At 49.3% G+C, this 13,135-nt stretch carries 8 protein-coding genes; 6 read left to right on the top strand and 2 right to left on the bottom strand.

Features of this window, described 5'->3' with window-relative positions; genetic code table 11:
• The 3 genes from MR847_RS04145 (at nt 1) to MR847_RS04155 (ending at nt 5,812) form a co-directional block, all read left to right on the top strand.
• Complete coding sequence (locus tag MR847_RS04145; RefSeq protein WP_106519794.1) at nt 1–1,152, top strand: glycosyltransferase; 1,152 nt, start codon at nt 1–3, stop codon at nt 1,150–1,152.
• Entirely contained in the window at nt 1,149–3,095 is a 1,947-nt protein-coding gene (locus MR847_RS04150; RefSeq protein ID WP_287723021.1) for an LTA synthase family protein, read from the top strand. The genes MR847_RS04145 and MR847_RS04150 overlap by 4 nt, the downstream gene beginning before the upstream one ends.
• Before the next feature lie 113 nt (nt 3,096–3,208).
• Entirely contained in the window at nt 3,209–5,812 is a 2,604-nt protein-coding gene (locus tag MR847_RS04155; RefSeq protein ID WP_241899514.1) for an efflux RND transporter permease subunit, read from the top strand.
• A gap of 217 nt (nt 5,813–6,029) precedes the next feature.
• Here the strand turns inward: MR847_RS04155 and MR847_RS04160 are convergent, their stop codons facing one another.
• A complete protein-coding gene (locus MR847_RS04160) occupies nt 6,030–8,018 on the bottom strand; it encodes an LTA synthase family protein (protein ID WP_287723022.1) in 1,989 nt (662 codons plus the stop codon).
• A 123-nt stretch (nt 8,019–8,141) separates the two neighbouring features.
• Here MR847_RS04160 and MR847_RS04165 point away from each other — a divergent pair, with 123 nt between their 5' ends.
• Nucleotides 8,142–8,648 carry a low molecular weight protein-tyrosine-phosphatase gene (locus MR847_RS04165; protein ID WP_287723023.1) on the top strand — a complete coding sequence of 169 codons (507 nt, stop codon included), beginning with the start codon at nt 8,142–8,144 and terminating at the stop codon, nt 8,646–8,648.
• Nucleotides 8,649–8,667: 19 nt separating this feature from the next.
• Nucleotides 8,668–9,663 (top strand): GGDEF domain-containing protein, encoded by a 996-nt coding sequence (locus MR847_RS04170; RefSeq protein ID WP_277002102.1) that lies wholly within the window; start codon nt 8,668–8,670, stop codon nt 9,661–9,663.
• A 90-nt stretch (nt 9,664–9,753) separates the two neighbouring features.
• On the opposite strand, the gene MR847_RS04175 is transcribed toward MR847_RS04170, so the two are convergent.
• Nucleotides 9,754–11,664, bottom strand: a complete 1,911-nt coding sequence (locus tag MR847_RS04175) for a YgiQ family radical SAM protein (protein ID WP_287723024.1) — start codon at nt 11,662–11,664, stop codon at nt 9,754–9,756.
• 77 nt (nt 11,665–11,741) lie between these two features.
• On the opposite strand from MR847_RS04175, the gene pgi reads away from it, so the two are divergent.
• Nucleotides 11,742–13,135, top strand: a 1,394-nt coding sequence (gene pgi / locus MR847_RS04180; protein ID WP_287723025.1) for a glucose-6-phosphate isomerase, incomplete at its 3' end; no start/stop codon positions are given.

Consider the following 13,135-nt stretch of genomic DNA (forward strand, 5'->3'; position numbering starts at 1 on the left):
ATGAATCTACTGTTTAACTTAGTTGCTGTCCAACCGATTCACAGTGCCAAATTTCACGGTGGTGGAAGCTACGGCGAAGTAATCTTTTGGGCGCTAGTCAAACGCGGGGCAAAATTCTCTTGCGCCTACGACAGTCAAAAGTATTTGGCCCCGAAGATCGTAGAAGCTTGTGAAAAACACGGGATACCGCTGTACGATATTCAAAAGCGTTCTCCGCAGCAGATTATTGACGGAAATCAGATCGATACATTTTATACGCCGCTGTACTCGCTTGAAGCCAAGTGGCAGATTCAGGTAAAACGCTTTGTGTTTACGTGGCACGGCGTACGCGCCTTGGAACTGCAATACAGCCCGCTCGGAATTTCTTTTGCCAAAAAGTTCGGTCAAAAGATGGAAGCGCTTGTGCGTTACCGTGCAAGCTGGAAGAAGTACTTTTACAAGCCGAAGTATGCAGAACTCGCTGCAAGGATTGCGAAGGGTGAAGTCCAGACGATAACCGTGAGCGAACACAGCCGTGCATCGATCAAGGCGTTTTTCCCGGAACTCTTGGATAAGGAAATCCCTGTATTCTACAGTCCGATGACGGAAGTCGAAGGCAAGGGAAATCTGCCGGCTGGAGTTTTGCCGAAAAAGTTCTTTTTGCTCACCAGCGGCGCTCGTTGGGAAAAGAACAATTTGCGAGCCGTAAAAGCCTTTGATGATTTGATTTCGATTCAGCCGAATTTGGATATGAAGCTCGTGATGACGGGCGCGACAAATCCGCAGGTATATCTGAAAGAGGTAAAGAACCGTGACCGTTTTGTGCTGTTGAATTACGTGGAAACGGAAGAGCTTGAACTTTTGCACGAGAACGCGTACGCGTTTGTTTTTCCTTCGCTGAATGAAGGCTTTGGCTATCCGCCGATGCAGTCGATGCGCTATGGCGTACCGGTTGCGGCAAGCGGTACCACGTCGATTCCGGAAGTATGCGGAGATGCGGCGATTTTCTTTGACCCGTATTCGGTAAGTGAAATAGAAAATCGCATGATTCAGCTGTTAGATCCTGAAATTTACAAGAAGTATTCGGACCGGGGGCTTGCCCGGTATGCGGAAGTGCATTGCCGTCAGAATGAAGATTTGGAAAAAACTATTGATTTTATTTTGAATCTATGAAAAAGATTTTAGAACTGTTGAAGAATCCGTTTATTCAGATTACGCTGTTTGCTTTTGTGCTTCAGACGTTTTTGTTCGCTGTCTTTTATATGTTGCCCGACCCGCTTGGACTTTCCATGACGGAAATGTTTTCGGGGAGAATGCTTTGGCAGTTTACGATGACTTACGGAGCGATCCTTGTTCTGTCGGCGCTGTTCGCATTTGCCAAGGCTCCACGTGCACTTTCGATCTTTTACGTTTTCTACTTCTTTTTTGCCATTGCCGATTATGAGGTCTTTCGTTTTACGCATCAGAGACTTTCGTATTCTTACTTGCGGACTTATTTTCATTTGTCGAATATTTCGGATGCAACGACCATTTCGACTCTCGGTGGCGAATCGGCTACGGTTTGGTTTTTGGGCGCGCTCTTTGCGACGGTGTCGGCTGCGGTCTTCTTTTGTGTGTATTGGACGAATCGCAAGTGCCGTTTGAAGAAAGCGGGCAAGCCGACCAAGCTTGTGTTTGCAAAGAAAATTCCGGTGACAATGCTCGTGTTGGGCCTTGCGCTTTCGGTGATTCCGTTGATTTTATTCTTGGCGGGAACGCGTGGCACGGTAACAGTTCCGCTGATTCACTTCCCGGTGGATATGCGTTTTACGCTTGGCAAGCATACGATCACGGCTCCGATTTTACATATTGCGGCAGAAGAATCGTTTGAATTTGTGCGGGATAATTACAAGATTACCGATGAACTCATGAAAGAATTGGATTCTTTTTTACCCGCGGATTTTGCGGAGAATCGTGTGAGCCTTGAATATCCGGGCTTCCGCAAGGCTTCTGCTGCTAAATTCAAGGCGACGCATCCGTACAACATCGTTTTTATTTTTGGGGAATCTTTCAAGGGCTGCATTTTCAATCAGATGCTCGAAGGGGATACTACCCTTGCTCCGAACATTTGGAAGTTGGCAAATGACGGTGCGATTTGGTTCAAGAATGCGTTCAGCAGTGGATATCCGACGGTGCGCGGCACCATGTCAACGTACTTGGGCTTTCCTTCGCATCCGAACCGGGATTTGCCGAGTTTTTATGCGTCGAATCGTTTCAAGGGGTTTCCAGAATATTTGACCGATTATACCCGTGCTTATGTGACGATTTCGAATCCGATTTTTGACCATACGCTCCCGTTTGTGGAACGCTTTTTCGGAGATAATTGGCATGTTGTTCCAGAACCTAAAATTCACGGTACTATGGATAGCTTGGGGGCAAATCTTGCGATTGAAACGCTTGCAAAGATGCCGACCGACAAGAATTGGTTCCTGCTCTTTAACACGATTGCTTCGCATATTCCGTTCCAGAATTATCCAGACGCATTTGACGCAAAACCGGACGATGCGATGTACCGCTACCGCGCCGCTGTACGTTACACCGATCAGCAGTTGGGCCGTTTCTTTGAAGAACTTTCCAAGCGCCCAGACTATGACAATACGGTGGTGATTTTGCTGGGCGATCACGATACGCCTGTGGATTCGTTGGACTACCGTGTTCCGCAACCACTTGGCGTTTCCGCTTCGCAGATTTTTATGTGCATCTTCTCGAAGGATACAAATTTGGTGAAAGGTTTGACGGTGCGTGAAGATGTCGCTGCCCAGCATGACATCGGCCCAACTGTGATGGATTTAGCCCAGGTGCGAGGCGCAAATCACTTTTGGGGCTATGACCTTTTGACGGATCAACGCCCCGAAAATCAACCGTCGATATTTCTTACGCAGAATGCCTATTACCTTGGATTCCGGGATTCTGTGATTGTCGGCGGGCTTGAAAATGAAGATGTCTTTGTCGGGAAAAAGGGAGTATACCGGGAGTCTTCCGATGCAACTGCAAAGGCGTGGAGAGAAAATGCGATTGGGGCAAGTAAAATAATCCGAACTTTGCTCCGAAACGACAAGATGATGCCGCCCGAGTAGGCTTGTGCGAAATCAGGTGGAAGAAGGTAAGAGCGTAAGCCCCCTCCCTTCGACCCGCAAATCCGTTACTTTGTCGGTGGTATTTCCCTTTTCAGGCTTGAAAAGGGGAATATTTGTATATTTTCACCATGGATACTCAAAAGTCGCTCATCGAAAGATTTTCCAATTGGTACATCCCTTTGATTTGCAAGCACCAGTATAAGGCGCTTGTTTTTTATATTCTGCTCGCCCTTCTGCTCGCATTCCCGATTCTCGTGTATCCGGGATTGAAGCTCGATGCGGACCTCGCTCATTTGCTCCCGGAAGAAACGCCGAGCGTGAAGGCGCTGAATGAATCTTATGAGAGATTCGGCAGTACCGACAAGTTCATGATCGCCATCCAGAGCGAAGACGTAGAACTCGTTGCGGCGTTGCAGGATTCCATTGCGGATTACATCCACAAAAACTGGGAAGGCGATTACGTTTCGACCCAAGTGGACAACGACAACCAGTTCTTTAAGGACAATGGTCTTCTGTACCTTCCGCTACACCACTTGGAATCTTTGCGCGACAATTTGGAAGATGTGCAACAGGAAATCGGCCGCAAAAATGGCCCGCTCGTGGTAGACCTTTTGGACGATAACGCTCCGGCAGAAAAGAAGGAACGCGTTTGGTTCGATGCGAGCATTCCGCAGGAACTTGGCCTTCCGGATGAAGCTTTGGGCGCTTTTGATACTTTCTTTAAAAAGGACACTTCCAAGTCCGAAGAAAAAAGTTCGGGCGAATGGAATGCAAAGTCCACTGTCCCGTCTCACTTGAAGAATCGCCTGATCGGCTCTCCGAATCCGGAAAACTTTGACGGCAAGATTCTCTTCAACGGCGTGGTGAATGCAAAGCTTTTGAAGCCTTCGACGGACTATGAATTTGTAACCCACATTCTTGCCCGTACCGATACGCTGTTGCAATACTTCAACGGAAAGCAGTATCCGGTGCCGACCCGCTTTACCGTGGAAGGTACCTATGAAGGATTGAAGGAAGTGGATGATGTTGCAAATGACAGTATCTTCTCTTTTGGCATCAGTCTTTTTTTGATCTTCTTCTTGACAGCGTTCTTCTTCCGCAGCGTGAAGGGACCGATTCTTGTGACGGCGTCTGTGCTTTACGCTTGCGTTCCGACTCTGGCGTTTACGGCGATTTTCTATGGAAAGTTTAACCCGTTTACGGTGTTTGTCGCTTCGATCATTTTGGGTATTGGTATTGACTATTCCATCCATATTTTGGGGACGGCGCAAAAGCTTCTGCACAAGTATGCGACTCTCGAAGAGGTGCTGGAACACGCTCAAAAGAAGATGATCAAACCGTTCATTTTGGCAAGCTTTACGACGATTGCTGCGTTCCTTACGCTTCTCGCTTCGAGCTTCCGCGGTTTCTACGAATTTGGCATTGTCGCTTCGACGGGAGTGCTCTTTAGCATGCTGACGTCGGTGCTTGTGCTTCCGGTTTTTGTGAAGTGCATGGGCGGTATTCCGAAGGCTCCGAATAACAGCTTCCTTCCGAAGTCCTGGAGTGAACAGAAAATTTTCAAGTTCTTCAAGGTGGCGGCGATCATCGGCTTTGTGATTGGAGCGCTTTCGCTGTATTACTGCCAGTATGTGGATTTTGAACACAATCTGCGCAACCTGCGCCGCGTTTCTACGGAAAAGACGCAGAAAAAGAACAAGATTTCAACCAAGGTGACGACTGCTTCGGGTAAGGCAAAAACTTCGACACCTGCTGCCGTAATGGGAAGCAAACCGGAACAGCTTGACAAGCTTTACGATACTTTGATGGTGCGCCTTCTCAAGGAAAAGGATCCGATGCTTGGAAGCTTCCTCACGCTCAAGACCTTTGTTCCGCCAAAGGATTCTCAGGAAGCGCGCCTTGAAATTATCGAAGAAATTCGAGACTTGGCCAATGCCCGCGTTTTTGACCATGCGACGGGCGAGGATTCTGTCAATATTGCAACGCTCCGTCAACTTGCCCAGGTCAAAGAATCCTTTGGCCCGGAAGATATCCCGGCGTGGACCTTGGATATTCTTCGTGAAAAGGACGGTTCTTACGGCAAGATAGGCTTTATCTACGGCGACTTCCCGAGCTGGGATGCGCATGCGTTGCACGACTTCCAGAACCGTTATGGACATTGGAATTTCGATGGCGAAAATCTGCGCACCTTCTCGTCGCAGTTCATTCTTTCGGACGTGATCGAATCGGTAAAGGCGGACAGCTTTAAGCTTGCTGCAGCGATTGTCGTCGTCATCTTTGCCACGCTCGCGATTTCGTTCCGCAAGCCGAAGCTCTTTATTTCGGGCTGTATTTCGTTTGGCCTAGGATTCTTGATAACGCTTGGAGCTCTTGGCTTCTTGACGCATACGATTGAATTCGGCAAAATCAGCATTTACAACGTGATCGTGATTCCGATGACTCTCGGTATCGGTATCGATGCGACGATCCACTTTATTTCCGCTTGGATTTCGGATAAGAACTTGACTCTGCGTGCGCTTTTGGACAATACGGGCCGCAATGTGATGGCGAGTTCCACGACGACGATCGCGGGCTTTGTGGGCTTCCTCTTTACGACGCACCGCGGTTTGCAGGGAATTGGCCACTTGGCCTGTGTCGGCCTTGCAATATTCCTCGTAACGAGCGTCGTCTTTAGCATGTTCTTATGCGGAAGCCTGTTAAAGAAGGATTCGAAGTAGTTTTTTGAAAAGCAAAAAGGTTCTCGTTAGAGAACCTTTTTTAAGAATTTTATAAACATGACTCGCATGGAGTTTCCTGATTCAGTAAGTCATCGGTATACGGTCAAGCATACCTGTGGGAATTGACATTGGGGGTTCATACTTTTTTGAATAACCTCAATTCCGCAGTCAGTTGCCGGCATCACACTTTCGCCTCGCAACATCCAAAGGCTCATGTTTAGAAACCAGTTTCGAGCGTGTAATCGGAGATTTTGATGAGCGTATCGATCAGAGCTTCCAAGCGTTTGACCTCGGCTGGTTTTTCGGCAGCGAGGTCTTTCTTTTGGTGCGTATCGCCTTCGGCAAAAAGGCCGTCGACATTTCCGGAGTTTAACGGATAACGATCGATTAAGCGGTAACCGTCAAAGCCGATGTCTGCCACTTTGGAATAGGCTCCGAGTGAAAGTCCGCTGCCGTAGCCGCGCAAAAGATTGTGACCCATGGAAACGTTCGGGACAGCCAAACCGGCGAGTTCAAGAATCGTGACGCCGACGTCGATCTGTGCCGTGGTTGCGGTATCGATCGCCGGTTCTAGGCCTTTGCCGTGAATGACAAACGGAATCCAGGTGGCGTTCGAATAGGCGCTGCCGTTCATCGTGGAAACGTCATTTTCTCCTAGAGGAAATCCGTGGTCCGCCATGATGATGACATAAGTGTTCTTGTACCAGGGTTCATTTTCGATCGAATGGATGAATCTGGCGAGCTGCCGGTCGGTGTAATGCATTGTCACTTTGATACGTTCCTGCAACGGGCGATTCTTTTCTTCATCCGTCATGCCGGCGGCAAAGTTGAACGGATAATGGTTCGAACGGCTCATGATCGTGGCGAGGAAAGGCTTATCTCCGGTGGCCAGGGAATCCCGGATAGCGGAAACGGTCTTGTCGAAGAAGCTCGAATCGTCTTCAAAGTGACGGTCGTAATGCTCTGCGGTGTACCATTTTGCCATCCACACGCCGAGATTATCCCAAGCAGGATCTGCTGCCGAGAAATAATGCGTCGTGTACCCGGAATCCGTGAGAACGGAGGCGAAGCTCGGCAAATTCACATGGGCAAGATCCGTCGCTTCGGCGAGTTTCGAATGGTGCGGCATACCGAGATGCGTCGAAAGGACGCCGCCGGTGGTCGGAAGCCCGCTCGCGTGCATACGCACCCAGGCGTGGGAATGTTTGGCGATGGAATCGAGGAAAGGCGTCGGGGAAGGTTCGTTCGGATTCATAAATCCGACGTTTAAGCCTCGGTGCGATTCTAGCAGGAAGAAAATAATATTCGGCTTTTCTGCACGGCGCGCCTTGAGCGCTTCACTTTCGGCGAGAGCTGTCTTTGGGATGCGGTACAGGGGAAGTTTTTGCCCGATTTCGGAGCTGTCAAATTCCCACAGGGAATCGCCTTGGACTTTCTGCCACAATTGTTGGTAAGCCTTCCCGAGAACGGCGACGTCCGTTGCATTTAAATGCTCGGATTTTTTCGCGGGAAACAGATCGTTGTAAACGAGAGTGACGACCGGGCGGAGCTTTGTCATGCGGGCGTTCCCCGTCCAAATCACGTAGACGAACAGGTGCGATGCGACGTAGAAAATGCACATTGCAATCAGCGGAATTTTTAACGAGCGATTTCCAAGGCCCTTACGAATCAAGCGGTAAAGCCCGTAGGTGGCAGGCAAGATCAGCGCAAGCACAAAGAACTGCAAGAACGGCACCGACAGATCATTTGCCACGTAATCGTAGAACATCACAATGGACGAAGTGTCCTTGTAAGTGTTTGCAAGTCCAAAGGAAAGGTGGCTTCCCAAAAAACGTTGCACCTCGTTGTCGAGAAGGGTCGTGAGCAAAATCGCGGAATGGAAAATCGTGTACAGAACCGTGCAAACGCGGTGCTTGTTTTTGGAAAGCTTCTTCAAAATCTTGGATTGGATATATCCAAAGAGAACCGTGAAAAGTGCAAAGACGAGAAGCGCTTTGCCGATCCACAAAAAGTCAAGACAGATGGCGTGGAAAATGTACCAGTCCGGTTTACTGACAAACGGGAATCCGTAGGGATTATTGCGGAACAAAAGCAGGAATCGCAAAAGGATATGCGATCCCCAGAACGCAAGAGATATAAAGACCAGATTCTTCCACGGAGCAAACTCCGCCATTTTGCCGGTCACGGCAGATATAAACTTTTTCATTTCCTAAAAATATTAAAAAGGGTTCGTGAAAAATCAGAGATTTTGACGAGAGAGCATTTTTTGTTTCGAGGAGGAATGCTTATATTGGATGGAATAGGGTACTTGAATTTGGAGAAAGTCCGCATGATTTCGATTCTGTTTGTTTGCCATGGAAATATTTGCCGCAGTCCGATGGCGGAATTTGTAATGAAAAAGATTGTGGCCGATGCTGGACTCGATTATGAATTTTGCATTGAAAGTGCCGCGACAAGTGCAGAAGAAATCGGGAATCCGGTGTACCCGCCTGCCCGTAAAATGTTGCAAAAACATGGGATTTGCTCCGATGGAAAGACGGCTCGCCAGATGACGGCCAAGGATTTAGAAACTTTCGATTATGTCATTTTGATGGATGAAAATAATCTGCGCAATTTAAAATGGATTTTGGCGCGTTCACCCTTTGAAAATTTGAATATTTCAAAGGATCCATGGAAACGGCGGCTGCAAAAGGTCTCTCTGCTAATGGATTATACAGATAAACCTCGGGAAGTGGCCGATCCATGGTATACAGGCGATTTTCAAGCGACTTGGGACGATGTTTGGGAAGGCTGCTCAGGACTTTTGGAATTCCTGAAACCACATTTTTCAAAATGAGAGTATTTTAGAGAATACCATGGAATTTGAAAGATTAGAGACATTACCGATTTCGCGCAGTGACTTTAACAAGTTGGATGTTTTTCGAAAGGTTTCCTTCGAAAGCTTGGCCGGCTATTTGCTCGGCTGCCGGACTTTTGTGGCGGATCCGGGGACTGTTTTGATTGATCCCGACCATCTTGAACGCAATCTGATTGTGGTGCTCGATGGATCTCTGGAAGCGCGTTCTGTCAACGGCAAGGGTCTTGTTTACAGTACGATCGAAGTAGGGCAGTGCGCTGGTGAAATGTCAGTGATCGATAATGTAAAGCCCAGTGCGCGTGTCGTGGCGAAGGAAAAGAGCCGAGTCTTGATGATTCCGGCAGATGTCGCCATGGCGATGCTCAATGCGTCGCATGATCTCTGTTTGAATTTTTTGCATATTCTGAGCAGCCGTGTGCGCAATAACAGCAATATGGTGGTGGAAGAAGAATTCCATATCCGTTGCATTGAAGAATCTTCCAAGGTGGATTCTTTGACGGGCTTGCACAATCGTCGTTGGCTTCAAGAAATGTACACGCGTGAAATGCATCGCAGCAACGCGGGCAACTATCCGCTGGCCGCTTTGATGATCGACATAGATCTTTTTAAGAATGTGAATGATACGTTTGGACATCTCGCCGGGGATCAGGTTCTGATTGCGGTGGCGCAGGTAATTGCGGACAATATGCGTCCGACGGATATGCCTGTGCGTTACGGTGGCGAAGAGTTCTCCATTTTTTTGCCGGAAGCGACGATTGAAAATGCTCGAATTGTGGGGGAACGTTTACGCAAAGGCGTGGAGTCCACTCCGATTCATCTGGATTCGGGCGAAGAAATCAAGGTGACTGTCAGTGTCGGGATTTCGGAACGCCGTAAGAATGACTCGGTTCAAGACTTGATCGATCGTTCGGATAAGGCGCTTTACCATGCAAAACAGAACGGTCGAAATCGTACCTGTTTGAACGTGGAAGACAATTCGCTTTTTCTTGTGTAATTCCAAAATTTATTTCGCCTGCGGATTTCTCTATTGATTCTCGGATTTCAGAAGGGGCGAAACTTTATCGGTTTTTTTGAAAATAAAGTTTTAGGATCTGCCGAGACGTCGTCCGCGGCGGCGGATGTTGCGGTCTCTGCGGACTTGTTCGCGTTCGACAGCGCGTTCAAGGCTCGGTTCGTATGTGCGGCCTTCCTTGTACGAGGTGTGCGAAAGTAAAAGGCGCGAAATTTTTCCGAGCTTTAAGCGTTCGAGAGTCTTTCGAATCCAGACGCGGTTTTCGGGGATATACCAAAAGAAGAAACGCTTCTGGTTTGCTTTTTGTTCGGGCGTCTTGGCGACGTAAAGAGGCTTTCCGTCCGGGTACATTTCCGCGTAATACAGCTCGGTCGCAATCGTCATCGGTGTCGGGGTAAAATCCTGAACCTGTTCAAGTTTAAAACCGAGCTGTTTCGTTTCGAGCGCAAGTTCTGCCATATCCTTTTCGGTGCAGCCAGGATGGCTCGAAATAAAGTATGGAATCAGTTGCTGACGCTTTCCGACGGCTGCGCTTTCCTTGTCAAAGAGTTCCTTGAACTTGTAAAAAAGGCTAAAGGACGGTTTGCGGATAAGGCTTAAGACCGCATCGGATGTATGTTCCGGCGCGACTTTCAAACGTCCGCTTACATGGTTGTGAATGAGCTGTTTTGCATATTCCATGTGATCCTGTTGCAGACTCTTGTCGGTCGTTTCTTGCAAAATCAAATCGTAGCGGACGCCGCTTCCAATGAAGAGATGCTTGACTTTGGGATTCTTTGCGACTTCTTTGTAAAGCTCCGTCAGGTCATGGTGACGCGTATTCATGTTGTCGCAAATACGCGGGAACACGCAACTCGGGCGGGCGCATTTTTCGCAACGGGAACGATCCTTGCCGCGCATCTTGTACATGTTCGCGCTGGGACCGCCGAGGTCCGAAATCGTGCCTGCAAAGCCCGGCATGTTTGTCACAATTTCCACTTCGCGGAGAATGCTTTCCCGGGAACGGCTTGCGATGAATTTGCCCTGATGCGCATTGATGGCGCAGAAGCTGCAACCGCCAAAGCATCCGCGATGCGTGTTGATCGAGAACTTGATCATTTCGAATGCAGGAACCGGTCCGCGTTTTTTGTAGCGCGGATGCGGAGCTCTCATGTACGGGTATTCGTAGCTTTCGTCGAGTTCACCGTATTCGAGAGGCGGGTAAGGCGGGTTGATGACAATTGTCTGTTCGCCGGCATCTTGCAGAATGCGGCGTGCGTGGATGCGGTTTGTTTCAATTTCCGTTTTGCGGTAGGCGTCGAACTGGGTGCGCTTGTTTTTTAAGCATTCTTCATAGCTCGGCAGCACAAGATCCTGCATGTCGCGGTTCTTGGGGACGCGACCTTTGGGGGCGAGGTATGCTGTCTGCGGAATGGAGTTCATGTTTGAAAACGGCACGCCTTTCTTGAGCAGATGGAGCAGAGCCTTCATCGGTTTTTCGCCCATGCCGTAAAGCAGCAAGTCCGCCTGTGTCGTGGCGAGAATCGAGGGAAAAAGTTTATCGTCCCAGTAGTCGTAATGGCTAATGCGGCGTAGGCTCGATTCAAGCCCTCCGATGACCACAGGAACGTCCGGGTAGAGCTTTTTCAGAATTTTTGTGTAAACGGTTGTGGCTCGGTCTGGGCGGAATCCCGCTTTGCCACCGGGGGTAAAGGCGTCATCGCTACGTAGACGCTTAGCCGCGGTGTAATGGTTCACCATGCTGTCCATGCCGCTTGAAATGGCAAAGAATAGGCGCGGCTTTCCGAGCTTTTTGAAGTCTCTTAAATCGTCCCGCCAGTTGGGTTGGGGGAGTATTGCTACACGATAGCCTTCGTTTTCAATGAGGCGAGACATAACGGCGTGGCCAAAAGAAGGATGGTCGACGTAGGCATCTGCGGAAATGACGATGACATCGACAAAATCCCAGCCACGCGCATCCAAGTCCTCTTTGGAAATTGGCAAAAAATCATGAGCATCCATAAGAGTAAAGATAGAAAAAAGCTATACTTGTTCAAAACTCATTTTTACAAGGACACATTATGAGCCGTTTGACTGAATCGAATGAATGGAAGGCCCTCGAAGCGAAAGCTCAAGAAGCCAAGAAGTGGAACATGCGCGAAATGTTCGCGAAAGACGCAAAGCGTGCTGAAAAGTTCAGCGCAGAAGCTTGCGGCATTTTCCTCGACTACTCCAAGAACTTGATTGATGACGAAACGATGGCGAAGCTCCAGGACCTCCTGAAGAGCGCTAAGTTCGAAGAAATCCGCGCTAAGTATTTTGGTGGCGAAAAGATCAATACCACGGAAAAGCGCGCAGTGCTCCACACCGCTCTCCGTTACAAGGGCAATGAGCCGATTTGCGTTGACGGTAAAGATGTGATGCCGGAAGTTCGCGCTGTGCTCAAGCACATGGAAGAATTCACGAAGCTCGTCCGTACCGGTAAGTGGAAGGGCCATACGGGCAAGTCCATCAAGTACGTGGTGAACATCGGTATCGGCGGTTCTGACCTCGGTCCGGTGATGGTGACCGAAGCCTTGAAGCCGTATGCCGACAAGCCGGCTGAAGGCGAATATTCCCCGGCCGTTTATTTTGTTTCGAATATCGACGGCACCCACATGGCGGAAACCTTGAAGAAGGTCAACCTCGAAGAAACCCTCTTCATCGTGGCTTCCAAGACGTTCACGACTCTCGAAACCATGACGAACGCCCAGACGGCAAAGGACGCGGTCCTCAAGGCCTTTAACGGCGACGAAAAGTCCATTGCAAAGCACTTCGTGGCACTCTCCACGAACACCGAAGCCGTTTCCGCTTTCGGGATCGACACTGCCAACATGTTCGAATTCTGGAACTGGGTCGGCGGTCGTTACTCCCTGTGGTCTGCAATCGGTCTTTCGATCGCTCTCCGCATCGGCTTCGACAACTATATGAAGCTCCATCAGGGCGCTTATGAAATGGATCAGCATTTCAAGACCGCTCCGGCAGACAAGAACCTTCCGGTGATCCTTGCTCTCATCGGCGTCTGGTACAACAACTTCTTCGACGCTTCGAGCTATGCCATGCTCCCGTACGACCAGTATCTGCACCGCTTGACCGCTTACTTCCAGCAGGCAGACATGGAATCCAACGGCAAGACCGTGGATCGCGACTCCAAGCGCGTTGACTATCAGACAGGCCCGATTCTCTGGGGCGAACCGGGTACGAACGGCCAGCACGCCTTCTACCAGCTCATTCACCAGGGCACCAAGATGATTCCGTGCGACTTCATCGCCCCGGCTAACAGCCACAACAAGGTCGGCGATCATCACCAGAAGCTCCTTTCGAACTTCTTTGCTCAGCCGGAAGCTTTGATGAACGGTAAGACTCTCGCCGAAGCAACGGAAGAACTCCGCAAGGACGGCAAGTCCGAAGAAGAAATCGCATTCCTCGCTCCGCA

The sequence above is a fragment of the Hallerella sp. genome (genome assembly GCF_022776125.1).
GTDB lineage: Bacteria > Fibrobacterota > Fibrobacteria > Fibrobacterales > Fibrobacteraceae > Hallerella > Hallerella succinigenes.

Bases quoted from the DNA above. Each gene is read 5' to 3' on its own strand.
- MR847_RS04160 (WP_287723022.1), bottom strand. From the start codon at position 8,018: ATGAAAAAGTTTATATCTGCCGTGACCGGCAAAATGGCGGAGTTTGCT.
- MR847_RS04165 (WP_287723023.1), top strand. From the start codon at position 8,142: ATGATTTCGATTCTGTTTGTTTGCCATGGAAATATTTGCCGCAGTCCG.
- MR847_RS04145 (WP_106519794.1), top strand. From the start codon at position 1: ATGAATCTACTGTTTAACTTAGTTGCTGTCCAACCGATTCACAGTGCC.
- MR847_RS04170 (WP_277002102.1), top strand. From the start codon at position 8,668: ATGGAATTTGAAAGATTAGAGACATTACCGATTTCGCGCAGTGACTTT.
- MR847_RS04150 (WP_287723021.1), top strand. From the start codon at position 1,149: ATGAAAAAGATTTTAGAACTGTTGAAGAATCCGTTTATTCAGATTACG.